Source organism: Nocardia jejuensis NBRC 103114 (assembly GCF_001613145.1).
GTDB classification, from domain to species: Bacteria; Actinomycetota; Actinomycetes; order Mycobacteriales; family Mycobacteriaceae; genus Nocardia; species Nocardia jejuensis.
Genome location: NZ_BDBU01000032.1, coordinates 128289 through 152571, shown reverse-complemented (window position 1 = coordinate 152571; position 24283 = coordinate 128289). Strand labels below are relative to the sequence as shown.

The following is a 24283-nucleotide window of genomic DNA, read 5'->3' as shown; positions in this document are numbered from 1 at the left end:
GTGAACCCGGACAGCTCTGGTTCCGGATTCGTCGTAGTCGCCAATCGACTCCCGGTCGATCTGGAACGACTACCCGATGGCACTACCCGTTGGAAGCGCAGTCCCGGTGGTCTGGTGACCGCCCTGGAACCCGTTCTGCGTAACAACAAAGGCGCATGGGTCGGCTGGGCCGGCGTTCCCGATGTGGACGTCGATCCGATCACCGAGGACGGTCTGGAACTCCATCCGGTACCGCTGTCGGCCGACGAGGTCTCCGACTACTACGAAGGCTTCTCCAACGGCACACTGTGGCCGCTCTATCACGACGTGATCGTCCGCCCGGTCTACGACCGCAAATGGTGGCAGGCGTACGTGACGGTGAACCGCCGCTTCGCCGAGCACACCGCCAAGGTGGCCGCCGAGGGCGCGACCGTCTGGGTGCAGGACTACCAGCTGCAGCTGGTGCCCAAGATGCTGCGCATGCTGCGCCCCGATCTGACCATCGGCTTCTTCCTGCACATCCCGTTCCCGCCGGTGGAACTGTTCATGCAGATGCCCTGGCGCACCGAGATCGTCGAGGGTCTGCTCGGCGCGGATCTGATCGGCTTCCATCTGCCCGGCGGTGCGCAGAACTTCCTCTATCTGGCCAGAAGGCTTGCCGGGCAACCGACTTCACGCGGCAATGTGGGCGTGCGCTCGAAACTCGGTGTGGTGCAGGTGGGTTTCCGCACCGTGCGAGTGGGCGCGTTCCCGATCTCCATCTCCTCCACCGAGATGGACGAGTTGTCGCGCGGCAGGCAGGTGCGCGAGCGGGCCGCGAAAATCCGTGCGGAACTGGGTAATCCGAAGACCATCCTGCTCGGCGTGGATCGCTTGGACTACACCAAGGGCATCGACGTCCGGTTGGCCGCGCTCGAGGAACTGCTGCACGAGGGCAGGATCGACCCGTCCGAGACGGTGATGGTGCAGCTGGCCACGCCGAGTCGCGAACGGGTGGAGTCCTACATCCAGATGCGCGGTGACATCGAACGCCAGGTGGGCCGGATCAACGGCGAGTTCGCCCGGGTCGGCTATCCGGTGGTGCACTACCTGCATCGTCCCATCCCCCGCGAGGAACTCATCTCGTTCTTCGTGGCCGCGGACGTCATGCTCGTGACCCCGCTGCGCGACGGCATGAATCTGGTCGCCAAGGAGTACGTGGCGTGTCAGGGCGGCCTGAACGGCGCCCTGGTGCTGAGCGAATTCACCGGTGCGGCAGCGGAATTGCGCCAGTCCTACCTGTGCAACCCGCACGACCTGGACAGCGTCAAGGACGCGTTGATCGCCGCAATCGAGGACGATCGCGACACCCGTCGCCGCCGGATGCGCTCCATGCGCCGGCAGGTCCTCACCCACGATGTGGACCGGTGGGCGCGAGCCTTCCTGGACGCATTGGCCACCGACCGGGTCGCCGGCAGCGCACTGCTGTCCGACGACGACGTCGACCCGGGCGAACTGCGCCGCTAGTCGTCCGGATTCGATACCAGGTTCAGCGACGCCGTCCGCGGCGTCGCTGAACCTGTTCCGGTGCGAGAACTCGTTGCCGCCGGGAACCTGTGCTGCCGAAAACCCGTTGCTGCCGAAAACCCGTTGCCGCGCAGCCGCGTCAGGCCGCGGTTCCGAAGTCGTACTCGACCCCGGTCAGTCGCTGCGCCTCGGCCCAGAGCCGCCCGGCCGTGTCCGGATCGTGCGCCGAGGCATCGGCCTCGATCCGGATCGGATAGCCCTTCGTGTTGTTCTCGGGTCCGAAGAATTCGCCGCCGCGCACCTGCGGGTCGGTCGCCGCGCGCAGGGTCGGCAGTGCGCCCATCTCGGCCGATTGCATGAAACCCCGGAAGAGCCAGTCGAATCGGGGGTTCGTCAGCGGTTTGATGATCGGGCTGACGTTCCGGTTGAACTCGGTGAACGCGGCGCCCGGATGCGCGGCGACCGACACCAGTGCGGTCTCGGTGCCGTTGAGCCGACGCTGAAGTTCGAAGCTGAACAGCAGATTCGCCCGCTTGGACTGCCCGTACGCGGCCAGCAGCTTGTACTTGCGCTTGGCGTAGAACAGATCGTCCAGATCCAGCGCCGCACTCTTCTTGCCCGCGAATCCGCTGGAGAGCGAGATGACTCGACCCGAGGGCGCGGCGAGCAACAGGTCCAGCAGCAGCCCGGTGAAGGCGAAGTGCCCGAGATAGTTGGTGGCCAGGGTGGCTTCGAAGCCGTCGGCGGTGATGATCCGCTGCGGGCTCATCGTGCCCGCGTTGTTGATCAGCAGATCGATGCGCTCGCATTCGGCCCGGACCTTCAGCGCTGCCTCTCGCACCGACTCCTGCGACGCGAGATCCAGTTGCACGATCGACAATTCGGCCTCGGGCACCTTCTCGCGAACGAGCCGCACCACTCCCGCCGCCTTCTCGATATCTCGGCAGGCCAGCACCACTCTGGCGCCCGCTTCGGCGAGTAATCGCGCCGTCACCAACCCCAGTCCGGCGCTCGCGCCGGTGACAACAGCGGTGCGCCCCTTCAGATTCGGTATGTCAGCCGCGGTCCACGGCGTCGTCTTGTCGCTCACGAAAATCCCGACCTTTCAGACTCTCCCCCTGAAAGACCATATGCCGCTACCGGCCCGCCGACGAGCCGTACGCCGATGAACGGACGGAAAACGCGCTAGACGGGGTCCACGGCAGCCACCAGCCAGCGTCCGTCGTCCCGTTCCATGCTGACCCGCAGCAGGCCGGTGTCGAAGGAGCCGGCGGCCGGATTCTTGCCGGAGCTCATCTGATTCATGAAGACCATGACCTCGGTGCGATCGGCCTCCGCGCTGATGATGCCGGTCTCGAGCACGGTGGCCTCGACGACGAGTTCCTGCTCCTTGGCGCCCGGTGCGAGAACGGTGGCCGTCACCTTCAACCAGTTGTCCCGGAACGAGGGCGTCATATCCTCCGCGGTCTGCGCCATCTGCGTGTCGATGGTCCGGAAGTCGTAGCCGTACATGCCTTTCACGGCCCGCCCGGCGACCACCGCCGACTCGCTGCGCGCCGCATCGGCCAGATGATCCTGCCGCCACTGGAAACTCAGCCAGCCGCCCGTCGAAAGACTCACGGCCGCAAGGACCAGCGCGCAGCCCATGACCACCAGATCACGCGGTCTCGCCCTCAAACCACCGTCTCCATCCCCGTCGCCGTGATGCCGCCGGTGTCGTCGTCGCGATCGAGAGACACCTTGAAACGCAGCTGTCGATGCTGCGGCCCTTCCACACCCGAATAGGACAGCGTCTGCTCGACGACCACCAGGACCACCGCCGAGTGCTCGTCCGAACTCTGCGGCGCGGTCGCGACCACGGTGCCCGTGGTGCGCACCTGAGCCTTCTGCACGGTGCTGGTGTAGTCGTCCATCCGGTCGGAGTATTCCCGCTGCAGATCCCCCGAGGTCACCTCGAGCACCCGCTGGATGTCCGCCCGCGCGGTATCGGCGTTGATGTTGGTGATGTTCGTGATCGCCAGCTCGGCGGCCCGAACGTACTCCGCCCGAAGGTGATCCCGGTCCGCGAGCGCGTCACGCTGATCCACCACGAACGCGGATCCCAGCACCCCGAGCACGGTCAGCGGCACCGCACCGGCTGCCACGAACAGCGGCCAGCGGCTCGCCCGGCTCCCGGGATCGATGTTCCCCGGCTCGGTGTTCGCGGGCTCGGCATTTCCGGGCATCAGCCCACCCGTGTAGTCACTCATCTGAACTCCCGCGCCATTGCCATCAAGTTCGTCGGCTCTCCCCGAAACCAGCCAATCATCCATCACCCCAACAGATTCGGAGCGAGACGGGTGCGGTACGGAAATTACCGAGGCGCCGAGTACTACGAGCGGAAGGTCAGACCGGCTTGATGTCCGAGACGAGCCACTGCCCGTCCTTCTTGGTCAGCTCCACGTGCAGACGGTCGCTCATCAGGGTGTCCTGCGGCGAATCCGTGCTGGAGAAGCGCTGATTGGCGATGACGAGCACGGTCGCGTGATCGCGAGTGGTGGCGATGACGCCGGTCGCCTGCACGGTGGTCTGGACCGAGAGCTTCTTCTCCTTGGCCGTGGGAATGGCCTGGTCCTGGATCACCTTCATGTAGGAATCGCGGTAGTCGCTGGTCAGCTTCTCCGCGGCCTTGGGCAGATCCTTCTCGGCGGTGTTGAAGTCGTAGGAGAACAGCGCCTCGACGGTGTCGCTGGCGACGACGACCGACGAACTGCGGTTCTGCTCCGCCTGCCGATCCGACCAGAATCGATAACCGGTCAGGGAGGCGACGACCGAGGCCGCCACGAACAGCGCGACCGCGCCGGCCAGCAGGAGGGAACGCTTGTCGAGTTGTTTCACGGCACGAACTCCACGGATGAGGCGGTCACGGTATCGCCGGTGCGGGTCAGGTGCACGCGGATGCGATAGTCCCGCTGCATCGGGCCGTTGGTGGCCACATTGGACACGGTCTGCTGCGCCAGCAGCAGCACGCTGGCCGAATCCTTGTCGTCGCTCTCGATCGCGGCCGAGACGATGTTCCCGGAGGATTCCACCTTCAGCTGCTCGAAGACCTTCTTGTAGGCATCGCGATTCTGCGCGTATTCGTCCTTGAGACCGCCGCCGGCGACCGAGAGCAGGCGATCGATGTCCTGATCTGCGGTCGAGTCCTTGACGGTGGACATATTGAGATACGCCTGCTTGGCGACCTGGATGTACTCCGCCCGCCGCTCGCTGAGCTGATCGGCGCGGTGATCGTGATAGAAGAACAGGCCGGTCGAGCCGATCAGAACCAGGGCCGACACCAGCGCGACCGCCGCGGCGACCGTGCCCGTCCGCCCGAGCGAGGCGAACAGCGCCCGGAACTTCGACGGCGACTCGTCCTTGCCGGCGGATTCGGAGTCGGATTCGGTCGAGTCGGAATCGGCGGAATCGGATTCGGGCTCGGCGACCGCGGCCGCGTCCTTCGAATCCGCGCCGTCCGAATCCTTCACCAGGGCCACCGCGGCGACCGCGGGAGCCTTGTCGAGATTCGCGGGAGCCTGGTCGGCCGCCGCGGGCTTCTCGGTGGGTTCCGGCTCGGCGGCAGCGCCGTCGGCCGGAGTGACATCAGCAGTCTCGGCCGCGACCGGCTCGGCATCGACGACCGGAGCGGGCGCGGCGGCCGCGGCCGCCGCCGGTTCCGGACGCGCGCCCTCGGCGCTCGGGTGCTGTACCTCGACGCCCGTGTCCGCGCCCTCGACGGGTGGTCCCGCCTGACGGATGACACGCCGCCGAGCGCGGCTTCGATTTGCTGATGTTTCGCTCATCGCGGTGGCTCCTGAAGCAAGTCCTGCCAACTCGACGGCACCCTGCTGGACCCATCTGCGTTGACGTCTCCCTGACGGTACACGCGCCCATCGGGCCCGACGAAGGTGTGGCTACTGGGGTCCTGATGGGCGATGAATGGCGCCTGCTGGTTACCGAGCAGCTTATCGGCGATCGGCTGACCGTTGTTGTCCACCGGGTTCGGCGGACCGACCGGCGGGTTGTCGCCCTCGGGGAAGTACTCCTCGTTGGAGCGGCACAGTTCCGGCGTCGGGGCGCGCTTGCCGGGCACCTCGGCACACGGGGTGTTGCGGATGCCGCGGACGGCTTCCTTCGCGTTCTGCGCCACCTTGCAGTACAGGTTGTCGGGGGTGTCGATCGGCGAGAGATCGGCCGGCGAGCGCCGATCCGCCGCGGGCAGGAAGCCCGTGGTGCATCCCGGCGGATCGTTGAGCCCGAGCATGAAGTCCACCATCGCGCCGTACTCGACGGGACCGCGGATCGAGGTCAGCAGCGCCGCGAGCAGTGGCGGGTAGATGACCAGAATCTGTTCGAGCCCGGCGTGATACGTGACCCCGACCTGTCCGACGCTGATCATGTTGGCGAGCATGATCGGCAGGGTCGGCTTCAGATCCTGGAAGGTCTGGTTCACCCGCTGGATCGCGTCCGGGGCCTGACCCAGCAGCGAGCGCAGCGCCGGATCGTGCTGGCGCAGTTGGTCGGTGACCGTGGCCAGGTCCTGGGTCCAGCTGCGCACGTCGCCCGCGGACTGGTTCTGGGTGTCGAGCAGCGGGCCGAGCTTCTCCAGCAGATCCTTGGTCGGCTCGGTGGTGTTCTTGGCCTCCTGCACCAGCAGCGAGGCGGAGTCGAGCATCCGCTGCAGGTCCGGTCCGGCGCCGTCGAACGCGACGAACGCGGAGTTGATGACCTCGGCGAGCTTGGTGTCCGCGACGGTGGACAGCAGCCGGTCGGCCTGATCGAGCATGTCGCCGACGTCCTGCGGCAACTTGGTGCGCTCCACCGGAATCACCGAACCATCCTGCAGATTCCCGCCTTTCGGCGACTCTGCCGGAATCAGATCGACGTACTGCTCACCGATCGCCGAGACGCTCTTCACGTACGCCTGGACATCGCTGGGAATCTTGAAGTCGCTGTCGATGGACAGCTTGGCGTCGACACCGGCGGGAGTCAGTTTCACCGACTCCACCTTGCCGACGTTGGTGCCCCGGTACGCGACGTTCGCGAACTCGTAGAGACCACCGGTCGCCTGCAACTGGACTGTCACGCCATAGCGGCCGATGCCGAACATCGCGGGCAGCCGCACGTACTGGCCACCCATGACGATCAGGCCGATCACGGTCAGCACCAGGAAGATCGAGAGCTGAACCTTGACGAACTTCGTGAGCTTCATCGGCCGGAGTCCCCCTGCTGCGCATTGGGCACGGTGAGTCCCGGAATAGCTGGTAAGCCTGGAATCGGCGGCAGCCCCGGAATGCTCGGAGCCGGCTGCGTGGTGGCGGGCGGCGCCGGATTCAGCGGATCGGACAGCGGATCACCCTTGCCGACGGCCGACTGCGGAATTCCGTAGCCGAGAGTGGCCTGCGCGCCGCCCAGGCTTCCGCCCAGCGGTGTACCGGTCAGGAAGTTCGAATCCAGCCGTGCCCCGGTGAGATCCACGGTCATCCACAGGTTCATGTAGTCGCCCATGATGACCTTGTCGATGTTCTTGATCGGGAACGGGAAGGTCAGCAGCCACTGCAGCGAGTCGGCGAGCTTCCCGCCGGTGGCGGCCAGCGACCGCAGCGCCGGTTCGAGATTGGCGAGGTCGGCCTTGAGGTTCTCGCCGCCCTGATCGAGGATCTGCTGCACCGTATTGCTCAGATCACCAAGGGAGGTAATGGCTTTGGTGATGTTCTCGCGGCGATCGGCGAGCACGGTCAGAGCCGGATGAATGGTCGTGACGGCGGCGGACAGATCGTCCTTCTGCCGCGCGAGCACCCCGCCGACCCGATCCAGGCCGTTCATGGCCGCGATGATGTCACCGGTCTGCTGATCGAGCGTCGTGGTCAGAGTGTTCAACTGCGGCAACAGATCCCGGATGGAATCGGTGCGCCCCTTGAAGGTGGCGTTCAGTTCGCGGGTGATGGTCTCCAGCTGGGAGATACCACCGCCGTTGAGCACCACGGACAGCGAGGACAGCGTCTGCTCGGTGGTCGGGAAGGCCCCGGCCCGATCCAGCGGAATCAGGTCACCGTCCTTCAGCGTGCCCTGCGCCGCTTCTTCTTTCGGCGGAGCCAGCTCGAGATGGTTGCTGCCCAGCAGGCTGGTCTGCCCGATCTTGGCGGTGGCGTTGGCGGGCAGCTTCACGTCCCGGTCGAGGCCGACGGTGACCAGCGCGTGCCAGCCCTGCACCTCGATGCCGGTGACCGTTCCGACCGTCACGTCGTTCACCTTGACCGGCGAATTACGGGTCAGCATGGTCACGTTCGGCATCTCGATGCGGACCTGCCAGGATCCGTCCCCGGTGCCGATGGCTCCGGGCATCGAGACCGAGTTGAGCCCGTCCCATTGGCAACCGCTCACGCCGAGCACCGCGATCAGGCCGATCGCCGCGCTCGCGACGCGAATTCGCTTCCGGCCCATCATCGTCCACCACCTCCGGGGGTGAAAAGGTCGGCCAGGCTCTTGGGCGACGGCGCGGACAGCGGCTCGCCCTGTGCCTGCTGGCCCTGAACCTGGGCGGCCAGATCGGGCGTGCTGTAGGTGAGCTGCTGCGGGAATGCGTTCTGCTGCGTCGCCGGATTCACCAGCAGCGCGGGGTAATTCACAGCCAGGGAGTTCAGGACCGGCCCCAGGTACTGCTTGCACAGAGCGGCGCTCTGATCGGACTGATTGGCGCCGACGGCTTCGACCGCACCGCACAGGAAGGCGATCGGATTGGCGAAGTTCGGGGCGGCCAGCGCACCGGTGAGCGTGCCCTGGGCGGGCTTGTAGAGCTGATAGAAGTTGGCCAGCGCGGTCGGGCCGGAGTGCATGATCTTCTCCAGCTCGGGCTTCTTGTCGGCCAGGACCTGGGTGGCCTCGCCCAGCCGCTGTACGCCCTCGGTGAGAGCGTCGCCGCGCGAATCCAGGAAGCGCTTCACGTCCGCGACCGCGATATCGAGATTGTCGAGACCGGCGCCGAGGTCGGTGGACACATTGGCCAGCACCGAGGACACCGACGCGAGCCGACCGCCGAACTGCACGATCTGATCGTTCGACTTGGACAGCACGTCGACGAACTGCTGCAGGTTGCGAATGGTGCCGAACAGATCGGTCCGCCCGTCCGACAACGTGTTCAGCGTGCTGGAGAGCTCCTTGAGGGTGTCCCGGAAGGCCTGCGCGTTGCCGTTGCCGAGGTTGGCCGCGGCGGTGTCGATGACGCGGCCGAACGAGCCCTGCTTGTCCTCGCCGATCGGGCCCAGGGCCTTGGACAGCTTGGTCAACTCGGCCTTGATGTCGTCCCACTCCACCGGAACCGCGGTGTGCTCCACCGGGATCGAGGCGTCGTCGCCCATCTTCGGCCCGCTCACATAGGCGGGTGCGAGCTGCACGAAGCGCGCCGAGACCAGCGACGGCGAGATGACCACGGCCTTGGCGTCGGCCGGCAGGTCGATGCCGCGGTCCACAGTGAGCTTCACCGTCACCCGGTCCTTGCCGGGCTCGATCGAATCGATCGTGCCGACCTTCACTCCGAGCACCCGCACCTCGTCGCCCTTGTACAGGCCGGTCGTGGACGGGAAGTAGGCGGTGATGTGCTTCTTGCCGACATCGGTGACCAATCCGAAGACCAGCCAGCCGGCGACCACGACCACCAGTGCGGCGGCGGCCAGGCGCGCGGCGCGCGGCACCCTGCGTAGTGCGTTCATCGCGGCGGCTCCTGGGTGGCGGGCTGGATCGACGGCAGCGGGTCGAGGTAGGCGCGCAGCGCGTCGGGCAGATGCTGCGGCCAGACCATCGCGTCGGTCAGCACCTGCAGCATCGGGGAGTTGACGTTGGACAGGTAGGCCTGGAAGTACGGGCCGCTGCCGACCTGCTCGCCGAGCGCGGCCTCGAACGGACCGAGTTCGTCGATCGACTTGGCCAGGTTGGCCTGGTTGTCCTGCAACAGCTTCAGCACCGAGTTCAACCGGTCCAGCGTGGGCTTCAGCTGCTCCTCGTTGTCGTTGACGAACCCGGAGAGCTGCTGGGCCAGACCGTTCACGTACACGATCAGCTGGCTCAGCGCGGTGCGGCGGGCATCGAGCTCGGCGAGCAGGCTGTTGCCGTCCAGGAGCAGCGAATTGATCTGTGTCGCACGATCACCCAGCACCTTGGTGACGCCCTGAGCATGCGAGAGCAGTTCGGTGAGCGCCTTGTCACGGGTGTTCAGGCTGCGCGAGAGGCCGGTGATGCCGTCCAGCGCGGACCGCAGCGGTCCGGGTGTATCGGCGAACGCCTCCGACAGCGTGTCCAGGGTCTGGTTGACCTGGTCGGTGTCAAGGTCCTTGACCGTGGTGGCCAGATCGCCGAGCGCGTCGTTGAGCGAGTAGGGCGAGGCGGTGCGCTCGAGCGGAATCGTGTCGCTCGGGCGGATGGCGCCGTCCCCGGCCGGGGTCACCTCGAGGGACTTGCGCCCCAGCATGGTGTTGGTCTTGATGGCCGCGGACGTCTTGCCGCCCAGCACGATCGTCTCGTCGAGCGTGAACCGGATCTTCACCTTGGCGCCGTCCAGCTTCACGTCCTCGACCCGGCCGGAGCGCACGCCGGCCACCTGCACGGGATCACCGGGCAGCAGCCCGCCCGCGTCGGCGAACAGGGCGTTGAACTCGACGCCGGACTTCACGAACGGCAGCCGGTCGAACTGGAGCGCGCACAGGCAGATGGTCACCGCGAGCACGATGCCGATGATGCCGACATTGATCAGTGGGGAGCGCTGTTCGTTGTTCATTTCTTCGCACACCGCCCCGTGTGCTGTCCGCCGACGAAGTTGAGCTGCTGCGTCTTACCGTCCGGTCCGTCGATCAGGAAGTTCGCGCCACAGACGAACATGTTCATGAACGAGCCGTAGGAACCGATCCGGATCAGCTTCTTGTAGGTCTCGGGCAACAGGTCCAGCACCGCTTGCACATCGTCCTTCTTGTCGTCCACATTGGCCGACAGCACACCGAGCTGGGTGATGTCCGCCTTCAGGTCCGGACGCACCTGCTGCAGCAGAGTCGTGAGATCGCCTGTGGCCCCGGCCAATCGAGGCAGCGCGTCGCCGATCGGATCCTTGTCCGCGGCCAGACCGCTGATCAGGCGCTGCAATTCGTTGAGCGTGGTCGCGAAGTCCTTGTCGTGCTGGTCGATCGTGCCCAGCACCGTGTTCAGGTTCTCGATCACGCTGCCGATCAAGGCATCTCGATCGGCGAGGGTCTTGCTGAAGGAACCGCCGCTGTTGAGCAGCGAGACCAGCGTGCCGCCCTGGCCCTGGAACACCTCCAGCAGCGCGCCGGTCAGCGAGTTCACCTGATCCGGGTTCAGGCCGCGCAGCAGCGGCTTGAACCCGCCCAGCAGCAGGTCCAGATCGAGGGCGGGCTTGGTCTGCTCGACCCGGATGGTCGCGCCCTTGCTCAGCGGCATCGCCGTGCCCGGGCCGTCCAGCAGTTCCAGATAGCGGTCGCCGACGAGGTTCTCGTAGCGGATCGCGGCCTGGGTGCTGGAGTACACCCGGTATTCGCGGTCGATGTCGAAGTCGACGTGCGCGAGGTGGTCCTTGCCCACGGTCACCCGCGAGACCGAACCCACCGGCACACCCGCGATGCGCACCTTCGACCCCGGCAGCATGCCGGAGGAGCTGGTGAAGACCGCGTGGAAGCCGGTCGAGCGGGAGAAGCGCATCTGGCTGAAGATGACGCCGAGTCCGGCCAGTACCACCACCATGACCAGCGCGAAGATCGACAGTTTGACCGTCGTCGCGTGCGGTTTGAAACTCATGGGTTCGGCACCCCCGGCAGTCCGGCGAACAGCATCTGGAACACCCGCGGGCCGTTGAGCGTGGTCGACATCGGGGGCACCCAGACCTCACCCTCGGTGGTGTCGGTGACGAGGTAGTTGGCATGGCTGCCCGGGACGCGATCGAGCACGCCCTCGCAGTGCGAGCCACCGGTGGCGTTCACCTTCGGCAGATCCTTCGGGTATGAGTACGGCGTGCCGCCGGGCATGAATCCGGCGTTCAGCGCGACCCACGGATTGTCACCGCCGAAGATCCGATTGCCGACCGGCAACGCGTCGGCGGCGCCGACGACGAGGCAGTACAGCGTCGGGTTGTACTCGTTGAGCAGTTCGGCCGTGGGGCGCAACAGATCCAGCGCCGTCACCAGGGGCTGCGCGTTGTCCTTCAGCACACCGCCGGTGTCGTTCGCCAGTCCGACGAGATTCAGCAGCACCCGATCGAGATTGGCCTGCTGATCGACCAGCGTGCCGCCGGTCACCGTCATGTTCCCGGTGGTGCGCAGCAGATCCGGCATGACGTCCGCGTACAGGTTCGTCACCCCGACCGAGGTCTGCAGATCGCGCTGCAGATCGGGCAGGCTGGGATTGATGTCCTTCAGGAACTGATCGCTGTCGACCAGCAGCTGGCCGATCTTGTCGCCGCGGCCCTCGAGCGCCTGCCCGAGCGCGGTCAGCGTCGCGTTCAGCTTCTCCGGCTCGACCTTGGCCAACACATCGTTGAGATGCTGGAAGAGCGTGTTGAATTCGACCGTCACCGCGCCCGCCTGCACGACCGAACCCGCCTTCAGCGAATCGGAGGACGGGGACTGCGGCTCGGTGAAGTTGATGTACTTCGCGCCGAACACGGTGGTGGAGTTGATGTCCACCCCCGCATTGGCCGGAACCATCTTCAATTTGTCCGGATCGATGGCCAATTCGATACGAGCGCCGTCGGTGGTGTCGGTGATGGCCGCGACATGGCCGATCTCGACACCGCGAATCTTGACCTTGGCGTCCTTGTCCATGACCAGGCCCGCGCGCGGGGACGCGACGATCACCTTCACGGTGTCCTGGAATCCGCCGGCGAAACTCACCAGGCAGATGACGACGACCGCGACGATGCTCAGCACGAGACCCGCGCCGGCCAGCCGGATGACCCATCCCTGTTCGAGGGGCCGCTTCGGCCTCGGTTTCTCGACGAACGGCGCGCCGATCGGGCTCGCCATTCCGCCGCCTTGTTCTTGGACCATGTCCCGCCCTACCCGGAGAGGTGGAAATTGCCGGAGGTGCCGTAGATGGCCAGGGAGATCAGGAGCGTCACCATGACGACCGCGATCAGCGAGGCCCGCACCGCATTGCCTACCGCCACGCCCACTCCGACCGGCCCGCCCGCGGCGTGATAGCCGTAGTAGGTGTGGATCAGCATGACCGCCATGGCCATGAAGATCGCCTGCGCGAAGGACCAGAGGATGTCGCTGGGGATCAGGAAGGTATCGAAGTAGTGGTCGTACACACCGGCCGACTGCCCGTAGATCACCACGGTCGCGAAGCGACTGGCGATGAACGAGGCGATGATCGCCAGCGAGTACAGCGGAATGATGGCGATGATGCCCGCCAGGATTCGGGTGCCGATCAGGAAGGGCACGGGCCGGATGGCCATGACCTCCAGGGCGTCGATCTCCTCCGAGACACGCATGGCACCCAATTGTGCCGTGGTTCCGGCTCCGAGCGTGGCAGCCAGGCCGATACCCGAGATCACCGGCGCCGCAATGCGAACGTTGATGAAGGCGGAGAAGAAGCCCGTCAGCGCCTCGACGCCGATATTGCCGAGCGAGCTGTAGCCCTGCACGGCGATGGTGCCACCGGCCGCCAGGGTCAGGAACCCGACGATCACGACGGTGCCGCCGATGACGGCCAGTGCGCCTGTGCCCATGGAGATCTCGGCGATCAGCCGGATGGTCTCGGTGCGGTAGTGCAGCAGAGCCTTGGGAACCGAAGCGATCGACTGCGCGTAGAACACCGCATGCTTGCCGACCGAGTCGAGGCTCGCGGTGAAGCGCTGAAAACGCTTGGTCACCTTGGGAAAACGCGACTGGATCACGAATGCCATTGGATCACCGCGCCGTGAACTTGATGCCAACGGCGGTTACCACCACGTTGATCACGAACAGCGCCATGAAGGCGAACACGACCGTCTGGTTGACCGCGTCCCCGACGCTCTTGGGTCCGCCCTTGACATTGAGTCCCAGGTAGCAGGCGACGAGCCCGGCCACCAGACCGAACAGCGTGGCCTTGACCTCGGAGATGACGAGCTCCGGAAGATGGGTGAGCAGCGTGAGGCCGTTCACGAAAGCGCCCGGGTTGACGCCCTGCAGGAACACCGAGAACAGGAAGCCACCGAGAATGCCGATGGTGGAGACCAGTCCGTTGAGCAGCAGCGCTACGAACATCGAGGCGAGCACGCGCGGAACGACGAGGCGGTGGATCGGATCGATGCCGAGCACCTTCATCGCGTCGATCTCTTCGCGAATGGTGCGTGCGCCCAGATCCGCGCAGATGGCGGTCGCGCCGGCGCCGGCCACGATGAGCACGGTGACCATGGGGCCGACCTGCGTGATCGTGCCGAAGGCCGCGCCCGCCCCGGAGAGGTCGGCGGCGCCGATCTCGCGCAACAGAATATTGAGAGTGAAGCTCACCAGCACGGTGAACGGAATGGCCACCAGAAGCGTCGGAACAATGGAAACCCTGGCGACGAACCAGGCCTGATCGATGAATTCTCGCCGCTGGAACGGAGGCCGTACCAAAGCACGAGCGACAGCGCCGGCAAGTTCGAAGAACCCCCCGACCGCCCGTAACGGTACGGCAAGGACCTCATTCATTCCTGCTATTCCTCCTGCCCCTGCCTAGCTATAGCACACGAGATCAGAATGTGATCTCGGTCCCGCCCGAAGATTAGAACACGTTCTAGGGTCTCTCGGGAAGGGTTCGACGGTTTTGAACAGGCCCTCTTTCTGAACCGACGTCCAGTTTCGAGAACAGGTTCTCGCGATGATAACCGTCACAAGTGTGGTGCCGTTGTGAGGCGCCACACACAGTTGTGTCCCATTCCTACCAATGTTCGACCTCACGATCAACTACGGGGCGAGGGTCGAAACCCTCGCGCCGCATATGAGGGTCGACTAACCCAGATCCATGAGGGCCGAGGCGGAAAAGGTTGCTCCGGAAGAACGTTCGGCGAAATAACCGCCGAGCGTGGCGGCGAGACCTTCCCGAGACCATTCACCGTCGGCGTCGAAACGCTGCTCGACGACCGGAGCGGCCATCAGGGCCACCATCGGGCCGTAGACGACAAATAGTTGCCCGTTGACCTCGGCCGCCGCCGGCGAGGCCAGGAAAGCCACCAGGCGGGCGACATGATCGGGAGACAGCGGGTCGGGACCCTCTTCGGGGGCCGCGTCGAAGACCTTCTCGGTCATGGAGGTCCGCGCGCGCGGTGCGATGGCATTGGCGGTCACGCCGAATGCCGCGAGCGCGCGGGAGGCCGACAGGGTCAGGGCGGTGATGCCCGCCTTGGCGGCGCCGTAATTGGCCTGTCCGGCCGGACCCAGCAGGCCCGCCTCGGACGAGGTGTTGACGATCCGGCCGTAGACCGGCGCGCCCGCCTCCTTGGACTTGGCCCGCCAATACGCGCCCGCATTGCGGGTCAGCAGGAAATGGCCGCGCAGATGCACGGCGACGACCGCGTCGAATTCCTCGTCGGACATGTTGAACAGCATGCGGTCCCGGGTGATACCGGCATTGTTGACCACGATGTCCAACCCGCCGAAGGTGCTCTCGGCGGTGGCGATCAGCGCGTCGGCGGTGGACCGCTCGGCGATGCTGCCCGCCACGAACTCGGCCTTGGCGCCGAGCGCGCGGATGTCGGCGAGGGTTGCGCTCACCGCGTCGTTCTCGGCAAGGTCGTTGACTATGACCGAAGCGCCGGCACGGGCCAGCTCGAGGGCCTCGGCCCGCCCCAGCCCCGCGCCGGCGCCGGTGACTACGGCAACCCGGCCGGAAAGACTTACATCAGAATCGCTCACCGGGCCGACTCTAGAACGTGTTCCACTCGGCGAGCAAGGCTGGATTCAGACCAGCTTCAGCGCCGCCTTCGGGCACTGGGCCACCGCGGTCTTCACATCGTGTTCGCTACCGGCGGGTACCTCCGCGCCGACAATGTGCAGAACGTCGTCATCGTCGAGTTCGAACACTTCGGGGGCGATTCCGACGCAGATTCCGTTCGCCTCGCACTGGTCGAGATCAACAGTGACCTTCATAGCTGACTCCTTTGCCACAAGTACCGGTCGAGCCTAACAAGCAGACCCGGGATGGGATAGCCGCGAGACCAGTATCGGGCTGCAATACTGGAACATGTTTCACCTGCTGTGCAATGATCGGCTGAACCCTGAGACGAAGGCTAGAGGTATCGCCATGCGGATCGCATACACGCCGCAACAGGAACAGCTACGTGCTGAGCTGCGTGACTATTTCTCCCGACTGATCACTCCGGAGCGCCGTCAGGCGCTCTCTGCCCAAACCGGAGAATACGGCGAGGGGACCGTCTACCGCGACGTTGTCGCGGAAATGGGCCGCGATGGCTGGCTCGCCCTGGGCTGGCCGAAACAGTATGGCGGCCAGGATCGTTCGACCATGGATCAGCTGATCTTCACCGACGAGGCCGCCATCGCCGGCGCCCCGGTGCCGTTCCTGACCATCAATTCGGTCGCGCCGACGATCATGCACTACGGCACCGAGGAGCAGAAGAAGTTCTTCCTGCCCAAGATCGCCGCGGGTGAGCTGCACTTCGCGATCGGCTACTCCGAGCCGGGCGCGGGCACCGACCTGGCCTCGCTGCGCACCTCGGCAGTGCGCGACGGCGACGACTGGATCATCAACGGGCAGAAGATGTGGACCTCCCTCATCGCGTACGCCGATTACGTGTGGCTGGCCGCGCGCACCGATCCGGCCGCCAAGAAGCACAAGGGCATCTCGATGTTCATCCTGCCGACCTCGGCGGAAGGCTTCTCCACGACGCCGGTGCACACCATGGCGGGCCCGGACACCAGCGCCACCTACTACCAGGACGTGCGGGTCAAGCACTCGGACATGGTCGGCCCGGAGAACGGCGGCTGGTCGCTGGTGACCAACCAGCTCAATCACGAGCGGGTCGCGCTGACCTCCGCCGCGCCGCTGGCACTGGCCGTTCGACAGGTCACCGAGTGGGCGCAGAACACCAAGACCGCCAACGGTTCCCGCGTGATCGACCAGGAATGGGTGCAGATCATCCTGGCCCGGATCCACGCCAAGGTCGAGTACCTCAAGCTCACCAACTGGGAGATCGCCTCGCGCGCCGACGCGAAGAAGGATCCCGCGACCGGTGCCGGTGAGGCCGCTCCGCGGCCGTGGGACGCCTCGGCAACCAAGGTCTACGGCACCGAACTGGCGACCGAGTCCTACCGCGCCCTCATGGAGGTGCTCGGACCGCAGGCCTACCTTCGCCAGGACTCGGCCGGTGCGCAGCTGCGCGGGCGGCTCGAGCGCATGCACCGCGCCTGCCTGATCCTGACCTTCGGCGGCGGCACCAACGAGGTGCAGCGCGACATCATCGCCATGACCGCCCTCAAGCAGCCCGCCGCGACGCGCTAACCCGAAACCTAGGTAACCATCATGGATTTCACTCTCACCGAGGCGCAGCAGGATCTGGCCCGCCTCACCGCCGAGGTCACCGGCAAGCTCGTCACCGCCGACCGGCTGCGTGAGCTCGACAAGAACACCGACGCGGCAGGCAATGCCACCGTGCGCTTCGACGACACGCTGTGGGCCTCTCTCGCCGAGACCGGCGTGCTGGCTGCGGCCCTGCCGGAAGCGGTGGGCGGCAGCGATCTCGGCGTGCTCGAGCAGACGGCGATTCTGCGCGAGATCGGCAAGTCCGTCGCGCCCGTGCCGTACCTGTGGTCGATCGTGCTGGGCGCGGGCGCACTGGCGGCGTTCGGCTCCGAGGCCCAGCGGGCCCTGGCCACGCGGGCCGCGACGGGCGAGATCGTGCTCACCGCGGCGCTGAGCGAGGAGCGCAACTGGGAGCTCGCCACGCCCGTCACCTCCGCGGCGGACAACGGCGGCTGGCAGCTGACCGGCCTCAAGACCACCGTGCCGTTCGCCCGTCAGGCCGCGCGAATCCTGGTGTCCGCCAGCGTAGACGGCGCACCCGCGGTCTTCCTGGTCGATCCCGCGCACGCCTCGGTGCGGATCGAGGACCAGATCGTCACCGACCGCTCCCCCGAGGCCGAGGTCGAATTCGCCGGTACCCCGGCCGAATTGGTGGGCACCCTGGAGCAGGGCGCGAACATCCTGAACTGGCTGCTGGAGCGGGCCTGGCTGGGCCTGGCCGCCACCCAGCTCGGCATCGTCGAGAAGGGCCTCGAGCTCGTCTCCGACTACGCCCGCGAGCGCGAGCAGTTCAACCGCAAGATCGGCAGCTTCCAGGCCGTGGCCCAGCGCCTGGCCGACGCCTACATCGACGTGCAGGGCGTGCGCCTGGCCGTACAGCAGGCCGCCTGGCTGCTGGCCGAGGACCAGCCGGCCACCGCCGAGGTCCACACCGCCAAGTTCTGGGCCGCCGAGGCCGGTCACCGCGTCGCCCACACGGTCGTGCACGTGCACGGCGGTGTCGGCATCGACCGCGACCACATCGTCAACCAGTACTTCACCGCCGCCAAGCACAACGAATTCGCGCTCGGCGGGGCGACCGATCACCTGCGCGCCCTCGGCGCGCTGCTGGCGGAACCCGCCAACTAGGTTCCGGCACAACCGAACACCGTCGAGGCGGTAGCGCGATCCCGCGCTACCGCCTCGATATTTCTCTGACCTGCCCCTATGCACCGCGCACTGTGGCATCTCCCAATGCGTTCACCGGCGAACGGCATCGCCGATCCCGGAAAGACCACTCCCCCATCGGTTCCGGCACCCCGCCCGGCGGTGCGGCGAACAGGTATCCGCGTGCCGGACGAGGCTAGGGCACGAGCGGACCCGCCAGCACGCGTTCACCGGCCGCCCGATCTCCGCTCCAGGTCAACACCGGATCCGAGGCGGGCACGCGCTGCCACAGGGTGAGCAGCAGATCCGATGCGGTACCGGAGATTTCGGCGACCGGTGCACCCGGGCCGTAGATCCGGTCCCGGCCGGTATCGGTGGCCCGCACGCGCAGCGCGACCTCCGGCGCGGTGGCCAGGCCGCGGTCGATCATGCGCGGCGCGAAAAGCTCGAACACCTCGGCGATGCCGTCGTCCGCCAGCTCGGGGTCGAAGGGATCGGCCTTGCCCAGCGCGTTCCGGCCGTCCCACAGGTGCATCAGGGTCTCGTGCGCGCGGCGCCGCCGCCAGAATCCGACGGTCCGGGGCTGGGACCGGGTGAAGGTCCACGCCTCGGTCTCCGGATCGGCCGCAAGGGATTCGGCGATCGCCGCCGCGGTCGCGTCGTACCAGGCCCGCAGTTCGACCGCATCGCGCGGCGCGGGCTCCCCCGCATTGTCGCCCCGCAGCTCCGCGACCGCCGTCACCACCCACATATTGCCCTGCCCGACATGCTCGACCAGATCGTGAAAGGTCCAGTCGCCGCAGGACGGCACCGGTGCGGCGAGATCCACTTCCGGTTCGATCAAGGCGCCGAAGGCGGTCAGCTTCTCGCGGAGAACGGCCAGAAAATCCATACGCACAACGTAACCCGGGCCGTGGCGCGACGTCGTGGAGGAAAAGGCGGACTCGTGCCTTCCGGCTGACGCGTGCTGCGACCCGCTCACCCCCGGCTGCGGGTGTGCTGCCCGCGACGCTCGCGGGTCTGATCAAGCTGGACGTCGTACCTCGTGGGCGGCTGGACAGCAGCCCCCGTTCGTGCGGCGGCGACCCACCCCGCAGGCGGTTCGCGCGGTCACCGTGCGCACCCCCGGTTCAGGAGTCGAGTTCGCGTAGCGAGAGTTCGCGGTCGGAGACCAGGCCGGAGGCGTCGGCGGTGGGTTCCAGTTCGCGCAGGAGTTGGTCGCCGAGCGCGTCCTTGCGGACGACGCGGCCCAGGACGGCGGCGGCGCGGTAGGAGGCGGGAGAGTTCAGCACGCGGCGGACGGCGCGGGTGATGCGCTGCGCAGACGCGGTGCGGGGCAGGGTGATTCCGGCGCCGTGCGCGCGCAGGCGGGCGGCGTTGTCGGCATGGTCGCGGCCGTGCGGGAGGATCAGCGCGGGTAGGTCCGCGGCCAGGGATTTCATCAGGGTGCCGTGGCCGCCGTGGGTGATGACCAGGCTGGCGTGCCGGGCGACCTGCCGATGCGGAGCCGCGCGCAGCACCGTGACATTGGGCGGTGCGGTGATCTCGGCGGGATCCACGGCCGGGCCGGTGGTGATCAGACCGCGCACCGGCAGCGGGCCGAGGGCGTCCGCGATGCGCTGCAGACAGTCGGTTTGCCGTTGAAAAGTCGTGGACATGGCGACCAGCACCAGCGGGTCACCGCCGTCGGGAATGGTCCAGTCGGAGTCGACGGCCCAGTCCGGATCGTCCAGGATCGGCCCCACCCAGCGCACCCCGTCCGGGCGCGGCCCCGCGAATTCGAAACTCTCGCTGGACAATACGAGCCGTCGATGCGCCAGCTGCACCTGATCCTGATAGTGCGCGAGCCGCTCCAGATCGAAATCCGCGCGCAGCGCATTGAGCTGCGGCAACAGCTCCGCGTCCCAGCGTCGCTGCACCATGGAGCCCACCGCCCGGTCGCGCAGACGCCCGATCGGACCGGCGGCGCGGGCGAAACCCGTGCCCGGCGGCGGCCCGCCGTCCACCGGTAGTGGATAGATACCGGGAATCAGCACCGAGAACGGCACCTCGCGCGCCTGCGCCGCGACCATCGCGCCGAAGGCGAAATACGAGGCCAGCACCAGATCCGGTCGTTCCGAATCGATTTCGGCGGCGGTGTCGCGGGCGAATCCGTGGCCCGCGCGCGAACGCAGCCGGGCTCCAGCGGCGGTGACCTGCGCCGCCATCGATTCCTCGGCGAGCACGGTGACGCGGTGACCGCGCCGCACCAGGCGGCGGACCACTCCGAGTTCCGGCGGCACCGTTCCGCCACTCCCTGTGACGGCTACCAGGTAGCTGTACTTCATCAGGAACCTCCCCTGGCCACTCTTGCACGGCGGATGGACCGGCGACGACGCGATGACCAAATGATGTGCCACAGACCACACCGCGCGGGAGCGATGAGTTTTTCTCGCCCACTACGTCCCTATCTCTGACAGCGATGACACGCAATAGGGATTGCGGACGAAAGGACGGACCACCATGGCCAGCAAGATGATCTTCATCAATCTCCCCGTCGCGGACCTGGAACGCTCGAAGACCTTCTACGAGACGCTGGGCTGGAAGGTCAATCAGGACTTCACCGACGGCAATGCCGCCTGCATCGTGGTCGACGACAACATCTGCCTGATGCTCCTGACCAAGGATTTCTTCACCACCTTCACCACCCGCCCGATCGGTGACAGCGTCGGCACCGTCAACGGCCTCTACGCCCTGTCCCTGGGCAGCGCCCAGGAGGTCGACGCCCTCACCGACGCCGCCATCGCGGCCGGCGGCACCGAAGAGGTCAATGCCGACAAGCGCGCCCAGGAGGCCGAGGTCGGTATGCACGGCCGCACCTTCATCGACCCCGACGGCCACCAGTGGGAGCCGTTCTACATGAACTACCCCGGCGCGAACTGACATTCGCGAACGACACCGCACTGCGCGGCCCGCCGATCCAGACGGCGGGCCGCGCTGCTTTTCCGGCACACCTCGTAACTCGCTGCACGACAGCGCGTTCGACTCTCACACCACGGCTCTCACACCTCGACTCTCATGCCACGGCTCTCACACCACGACGGCGACTTCCGCGGCGTTCGAGAACCCCACTTCGATCCGGGCGAGCGGACCCCGGACATGCGAACGGCCCGCCGGGATCTCTCCCGGCGGGCCGTCACGCATGTCGCCACACTGTGCCGGACCACCCCGGCGCACCGCGTGCGCGGCGACGTGGACTCAGTTCTCGCGGTACTCCGGCGCCAGGCCGAAGAGCGGGAACAGCTTGTCGGTGTCGAGGAAGAAGGTGAGCCCGGAGATCCGGTCGCCGTTCAACTCCAGGGTGGTGATCGACCACGGCACCCAGACGCCCGGCTGATCCGCACTCGGCTTGTAGTGGCCGAAGGCGGGCATGCCGTTCGCGCCCTCGAGCCGCACCAGCCGCGAGTTGAAGCAGGCCGAGCCGGTGCCGAGCATGAAGGCGGCCACGTTCTCGGGACCGGAGATCCACAGCGAGAAGGGCGGCATGGACAGCGCCACATCGGCTTTGAGCAGCTCGGTGAGCGCGCCCATGTCGTAGGACTCGAAGGCCGTCACGAAGTCGTCGACGAGTTTGCGCTGCTTCTCGTCGGCCTCGTCGAACAGGTCCGAGACGGTGGCGGCCTCCTGCACCTTCGACATGGTGGCGCGGGCCCGCTGCAGCGCGCTGTTCACCGAGGCCGGGGAGACATTGAGCATGTCCGCGGTCTCACTGGCCGAGAAGCGCAACACCTCCCGCATGATCAGAATGGCGCGCTGGCTGGCGGGCAGATGCTGCACGGCCGCGACGAACGCCAGGCGCAGCGTGTCCTTGGTGCTGGCGGCCTCGGCCGGGTCCGCGCCGAAGGCCAGCGCGTTCGGAATCGGTTCCACCCAGACGTAATCCGGCTCCGGGGGCGGCAGCGTGGAGTCGGGCGTGGAGGGTCCGTTGAGGTCCATCGGCCGGGCCCGGCGCTGCGGCCCGTCGAGCATGTCCAGGCAGACATTGGTGGTGATCTTGTACAGCCACGAGCGGACGCTCGAGCGCCCCTCGAAGGAGTCGTAGGACTTCCACGCGCGGGTGAAGGTCTCCTGCACCGCGTCCTCGGCCTCGAACGAGGAACCGAGCATGCGATACGCGTACGCGCACAGTTCGCGCCGATGTCCTTCGAAGGACTGCAAAACCTCGTCCGTGATCGTCGCGGATCCGGCGGCCTTCTCGCTCATGAGGAACACTCTCGCACAATGCACCGACAAGAATCAGGCCACCGAAAAGGCTGTGCCCGCCTGTTTTGAAACAGGCGGGCACAACTTTCACACGAGCCCCGTGCGTCTACTTGGCGGTCGACTGGACGTGGTTGTCGGCCTCGCGCTCCTGCGTCTGGGCAACCGCCCACTTGTAGTCGGGCTTGCCCGCGGGCGAGCGCTTGATCTCGTCCACGTACCAGAGGCTGCGGGGCAGCTTGTACGAGGAGATCTCCTGGACCAGGGTCGGCCGCAGGTCCTCCAGGGTCGGGCGGGATTCGCCGCGGCACTGCACCACGGCCACCACGCGCTGACCCCAGCGCTCGTCGGGCACGCCGACCACGAGGGCGTCGAAGACCTCGGGGTGCGCCTTGAGCGCGCCCTCGACCTCTTCGGGGTAGATCTTCTCGCCGCCGGAGTTGATGCTGACCGAGCCGCGACCCAGCATGGTCACGGTGCCGTCCTCCTCCACGCGGGCGAAGTCGCCCGGGATGGAGTAGCGAATTCCGTTGAACTCCTTGAACGTCGCGGCGGTCTTCACCGGGTCGTTGTAGTAACCGACTGGGATGTTGCCCTTGCGCGCCAGCACGCCGACCTGACCGGAGCCGGGGACGACCGGGTTGCCCTCTTCGTCCAGCACCTCGGTGGACAGGTCGATCTTCACCCGCGGGCCACCGGTGTGGGTCGCGCCCTTGGTCGCCACCGCGAGACCACCGAAACCGGTCTCCGAGGAGCCGATGGAGTCGGTGATGAGCGCGTTGGGGAAGCGGTCGATGAACTCGTCCTTCAGCGTCGGCGAGAACAGAGCCGCGCTGCTGGCCAGTACCCACATGCTCGAATGCTGGTACGGCGCATTGGTTTCCGGGTTGCCCTCGCGCAGTGCGCCGAGCATCGGCTGCGCCATGGCGTCGCCGGTAATGAAGATCATGTTGATGCCGTGCCGCTCGATGGCCTGCCACACGCCGTGCCCGCTGAACTCCGGCAGCATGATCGCCTTGCCGCCGTCGAACAGGCTGTGCAGGGTCGCGGTGAACGAGCCGCCGTGGATCAGCGGCGGGATCGGGTAGCGCACCATCTGCGAGTTGCCGCTCGCGCCGCCCTTGGACTGCTCCCACTCGTCCTGGATGAACTCACCGGTGTAGAAGTTGATGCCGCCGCCGAGGACTCGCCACCAGTCCTCCTGCCGCCACATGACGCCCTTGGGCAGACCGGTGGTGCCGCCGGTGTAGATCATCATGATGTCGTCGGAGGAGCGCGCCTCGAAGTCCCGCTCACCGTGCGAACCGGCCAGTGCCGCTTCGTATTCGACCGCGGCGGGGGGCAGCGGCAGATCGGTGCCGTCCTCGACGGTGATGACCGACTTGATCTTCGGGACGTTCGGCAGCACATTGGCCACCTTGTCGCTGTAGCGACGCTCGTGGATCAGCGCCACCATGTCCGAGTTGTCGAAGATGTATTGCAACTCGTTCTCGACGTATCGGTAGTTCACGTTGATCATCACGGCGCGCGCCTTGAAGATCGCCACCAGCGCCTCGACGGCCTCGATGGTGTTGCGCGAGTACACACCGACCTTGTCGCCCGGTTTCACGCCCTGTTCCTGCAGGTGATGGGCGAGCCGGTTGGCTCGGTCCTCCAACTGGGCGTAGGTCACCGAACGGGTGTCATCGGCCAGCGCGACACGTTCCGGCATGAGGTCGATGGAGTGTTCGACGAGGTCCGCTATGTTGTAGCTCACAGGATCAAAATAGAACGTGTTCTCGTGTGGGGCAAGCCACGATTTCCGCTCAGTGGGCCGAATCGATGTGGCCCCTGACACACTTTACGGTCCGAAATGCCCAAAAGAAATACCCGCCGTGTAAGCCAACCCGGT

Annotated in this window: 23 protein-coding genes; 4 read left to right on the top strand and 19 right to left on the bottom strand. The window is 66.6% G+C overall.

The features are described 5' to 3' along the window. The gene (locus NJ1_RS25575; protein ID WP_067698769.1) at positions 1-1485 is read left to right on the top strand and encodes an alpha,alpha-trehalose-phosphate synthase (UDP-forming); all 1485 of its coding nucleotides are present in this window, start codon (positions 1-3) and stop codon (positions 1483-1485) included. A 139-nt stretch (positions 1486-1624) separates the two neighbouring features. Here NJ1_RS25575 and NJ1_RS25570 read toward each other — a convergent pair whose 3' ends face one another. The 15 genes from NJ1_RS25570 to NJ1_RS25500 all read right to left on the bottom strand — a co-directional run bounded on the left by NJ1_RS25570 (position 1625) and on the right by NJ1_RS25500 (position 15617). Next, positions 1625-2575 (bottom strand): oxidoreductase, encoded by a 951-nt coding sequence (locus tag NJ1_RS25570; protein WP_067698767.1) that lies wholly within the window; start codon positions 2573-2575, stop codon positions 1625-1627. 95 nt (positions 2576-2670) lie between these two features. Beyond that, on the bottom strand, positions 2671-3162 hold the full coding sequence (locus NJ1_RS25565; protein WP_157574196.1) for a hypothetical protein: 492 nt from the start codon (positions 3160-3162) through the stop codon (positions 2671-2673). Continuing rightward, positions 3159-3734, bottom strand: a complete 576-nt coding sequence (locus NJ1_RS25560; protein WP_157574195.1) for an Rv1363c family protein — start codon at positions 3732-3734, stop codon at positions 3159-3161. The genes NJ1_RS25565 and NJ1_RS25560 overlap by 4 nt, the downstream gene beginning before the upstream one ends. 136 nt (positions 3735-3870) lie before the next feature. After that, complete coding sequence (locus NJ1_RS25555) at positions 3871-4362, bottom strand: Rv1363c family protein (protein WP_067698761.1); 492 nt, start codon at positions 4360-4362, stop codon at positions 3871-3873. After that, positions 4359-5309 carry an Rv1363c family protein gene (locus tag NJ1_RS25550; RefSeq protein ID WP_067698759.1) on the bottom strand — a complete coding sequence of 317 codons (951 nt, stop codon included), beginning with the start codon at positions 5307-5309 and terminating at the stop codon, positions 4359-4361. The genes NJ1_RS25555 and NJ1_RS25550 overlap by 4 nt, the downstream gene beginning before the upstream one ends. Further along, complete coding sequence (locus NJ1_RS25545; RefSeq protein WP_067698757.1) at positions 5306-6718, bottom strand: MCE family protein; 1413 nt, start codon at positions 6716-6718, stop codon at positions 5306-5308. The genes NJ1_RS25550 and NJ1_RS25545 overlap by 4 nt, the downstream gene beginning before the upstream one ends. Continuing rightward, positions 6715-7953, bottom strand: a complete 1239-nt coding sequence (locus NJ1_RS25540) for an MCE family protein (protein WP_067698755.1) — start codon at positions 7951-7953, stop codon at positions 6715-6717. The genes NJ1_RS25545 and NJ1_RS25540 overlap by 4 nt, the downstream gene beginning before the upstream one ends. Then, positions 7950-9215 carry an MCE family protein gene (locus NJ1_RS25535; protein ID WP_067698753.1) on the bottom strand — a complete coding sequence of 422 codons (1266 nt, stop codon included), beginning with the start codon at positions 9213-9215 and terminating at the stop codon, positions 7950-7952. Before NJ1_RS25535 ends, NJ1_RS25540 begins: the two co-directional genes overlap by 4 nt. After that, a complete protein-coding gene (locus NJ1_RS25530) occupies positions 9212-10276 on the bottom strand; it encodes an MCE family protein (protein ID WP_067698751.1) in 1065 nt (354 codons plus the stop codon). Before NJ1_RS25530 ends, NJ1_RS25535 begins: the two co-directional genes overlap by 4 nt. Continuing rightward, entirely contained in the window at positions 10273-11304 is a 1032-nt protein-coding gene (locus NJ1_RS25525; protein ID WP_067698749.1) for an MCE family protein, read from the bottom strand. Before NJ1_RS25525 ends, NJ1_RS25530 begins: the two co-directional genes overlap by 4 nt. Then, entirely contained in the window at positions 11301-12527 is a 1227-nt protein-coding gene (locus NJ1_RS25520) for an MCE family protein (RefSeq protein WP_157574194.1), read from the bottom strand. The genes NJ1_RS25525 and NJ1_RS25520 overlap by 4 nt, the downstream gene beginning before the upstream one ends. A gap of 32 nt (positions 12528-12559) precedes the next feature. Beyond that, positions 12560-13411, bottom strand: coding sequence for an MlaE family ABC transporter permease (locus tag NJ1_RS25515; protein ID WP_067698747.1), 852 nt, complete (start codon positions 13409-13411; stop codon positions 12560-12562). Positions 13412-13415: 4 nt separating this feature from the next. Next, on the bottom strand, positions 13416-14180 hold the full coding sequence (locus tag NJ1_RS25510) for an MlaE family ABC transporter permease (protein ID WP_067698745.1): 765 nt from the start codon (positions 14178-14180) through the stop codon (positions 13416-13418). 300 nt (positions 14181-14480) lie between these two features. Then, positions 14481-15383 carry a 3-oxoacyl-ACP reductase gene (locus tag NJ1_RS25505; protein WP_067698743.1) on the bottom strand — a complete coding sequence of 301 codons (903 nt, stop codon included), beginning with the start codon at positions 15381-15383 and terminating at the stop codon, positions 14481-14483. 45 nt (positions 15384-15428) lie between these two features. Beyond that, the gene (locus NJ1_RS25500; protein ID WP_067698741.1) at positions 15429-15617 is read right to left on the bottom strand and encodes a ferredoxin; all 189 of its coding nucleotides are present in this window, start codon (positions 15615-15617) and stop codon (positions 15429-15431) included. Positions 15618-15771: 154 nt separating this feature from the next. On the opposite strand from NJ1_RS25500, the gene NJ1_RS25495 reads away from it, so the two are divergent. Both NJ1_RS25495 and NJ1_RS25490 read left to right on the top strand, forming a co-directional pair. Next, positions 15772-16986 carry an acyl-CoA dehydrogenase family protein gene (locus NJ1_RS25495; protein ID WP_067698739.1) on the top strand — a complete coding sequence of 405 codons (1215 nt, stop codon included), beginning with the start codon at positions 15772-15774 and terminating at the stop codon, positions 16984-16986. A gap of 21 nt (positions 16987-17007) precedes the next feature. After that, positions 17008-18135, top strand: coding sequence for an acyl-CoA dehydrogenase family protein (locus tag NJ1_RS25490; RefSeq protein ID WP_067698737.1), 1128 nt, complete (start codon positions 17008-17010; stop codon positions 18133-18135). A gap of 214 nt (positions 18136-18349) precedes the next feature. On the opposite strand, the gene NJ1_RS25485 is transcribed toward NJ1_RS25490, so the two are convergent. Continuing rightward, entirely contained in the window at positions 18350-19045 is a 696-nt protein-coding gene (locus tag NJ1_RS25485; protein ID WP_067698735.1) for a maleylpyruvate isomerase family mycothiol-dependent enzyme, read from the bottom strand. 238 nt (positions 19046-19283) lie between these two features. Further along, entirely contained in the window at positions 19284-20480 is a 1197-nt protein-coding gene (locus NJ1_RS25480) for a glycosyltransferase (protein ID WP_067698733.1), read from the bottom strand. Positions 20481-20655: 175 nt separating this feature from the next. Between NJ1_RS25480 and NJ1_RS25475 the strand changes: the two genes are divergently transcribed. Then, positions 20656-21075 carry a VOC family protein gene (locus NJ1_RS25475; protein ID WP_067698731.1) on the top strand — a complete coding sequence of 140 codons (420 nt, stop codon included), beginning with the start codon at positions 20656-20658 and terminating at the stop codon, positions 21073-21075. Positions 21076-21390: 315 nt separating this feature from the next. Here the strand turns inward: NJ1_RS25475 and NJ1_RS25470 are convergent, their stop codons facing one another. After that, positions 21391-22395, bottom strand: a complete 1005-nt coding sequence (locus NJ1_RS25470; protein WP_067698842.1) for a sigma-70 family RNA polymerase sigma factor — start codon at positions 22393-22395, stop codon at positions 21391-21393. 106 nt (positions 22396-22501) lie between these two features. Next, positions 22502-24148: an acyl-CoA synthetase gene (locus NJ1_RS25465; protein WP_067698729.1), complete on the bottom strand. Its 1647-nt coding sequence runs from the start codon at positions 24146-24148 to the stop codon at positions 22502-22504. Positions 24149-24283: the final 135 nt, after the last annotated feature.

What these genes read in the sequence shown, in the direction of transcription:
- NJ1_RS25475 (WP_067698731.1), top strand. Translation starts at nt 20,656, where the DNA reads ATGGCCAGCAAGATGATCTTCATCAATCTCCCCGTCGCGGACCTGGAA.
- NJ1_RS25480 (WP_067698733.1), bottom strand. Translation starts at nt 20,480, where the DNA reads ATGAAGTACAGCTACCTGGTAGCCGTCACAGGGAGTGGCGGAACGGTG.
- NJ1_RS25500 (WP_067698741.1), bottom strand. Translation starts at nt 15,617, where the DNA reads ATGAAGGTCACTGTTGATCTCGACCAGTGCGAGGCGAACGGAATCTGC.
- NJ1_RS25520 (WP_157574194.1), bottom strand. Translation starts at nt 12,527, where the DNA reads ATGGCGAGCCCGATCGGCGCGCCGTTCGTCGAGAAACCGAGGCCGAAG.
- NJ1_RS25540 (WP_067698755.1), bottom strand. Translation starts at nt 7,953, where the DNA reads ATGATGGGCCGGAAGCGAATTCGCGTCGCGAGCGCGGCGATCGGCCTG.
- NJ1_RS25485 (WP_067698735.1), bottom strand. Translation starts at nt 19,045, where the DNA reads ATGGATTTTCTGGCCGTTCTCCGCGAGAAGCTGACCGCCTTCGGCGCC.
- NJ1_RS25530 (WP_067698751.1), bottom strand. Translation starts at nt 10,276, where the DNA reads ATGAACAACGAACAGCGCTCCCCACTGATCAATGTCGGCATCATCGGC.
- NJ1_RS25525 (WP_067698749.1), bottom strand. Translation starts at nt 11,304, where the DNA reads ATGAGTTTCAAACCGCACGCGACGACGGTCAAACTGTCGATCTTCGCG.
- NJ1_RS25490 (WP_067698737.1), top strand. Translation starts at nt 17,008, where the DNA reads ATGGATTTCACTCTCACCGAGGCGCAGCAGGATCTGGCCCGCCTCACC.
- NJ1_RS25545 (WP_067698757.1), bottom strand. Translation starts at nt 6,718, where the DNA reads ATGAAGCTCACGAAGTTCGTCAAGGTTCAGCTCTCGATCTTCCTGGTG.
- NJ1_RS25495 (WP_067698739.1), top strand. Translation starts at nt 15,772, where the DNA reads ATGCGGATCGCATACACGCCGCAACAGGAACAGCTACGTGCTGAGCTG.
- NJ1_RS25510 (WP_067698745.1), bottom strand. Translation starts at nt 14,180, where the DNA reads ATGAATGAGGTCCTTGCCGTACCGTTACGGGCGGTCGGGGGGTTCTTC.
- NJ1_RS25470 (WP_067698842.1), bottom strand. Translation starts at nt 22,395, where the DNA reads ATGAGCGAGAAGGCCGCCGGATCCGCGACGATCACGGACGAGGTTTTG.
- NJ1_RS25535 (WP_067698753.1), bottom strand. Translation starts at nt 9,215, where the DNA reads ATGAACGCACTACGCAGGGTGCCGCGCGCCGCGCGCCTGGCCGCCGCC.
- NJ1_RS25550 (WP_067698759.1), bottom strand. Translation starts at nt 5,309, where the DNA reads ATGAGCGAAACATCAGCAAATCGAAGCCGCGCTCGGCGGCGTGTCATC.
- NJ1_RS25515 (WP_067698747.1), bottom strand. Translation starts at nt 13,411, where the DNA reads ATGGCATTCGTGATCCAGTCGCGTTTTCCCAAGGTGACCAAGCGTTTT.
- NJ1_RS25560 (WP_157574195.1), bottom strand. Translation starts at nt 3,734, where the DNA reads ATGAGTGACTACACGGGTGGGCTGATGCCCGGAAATGCCGAGCCCGCG.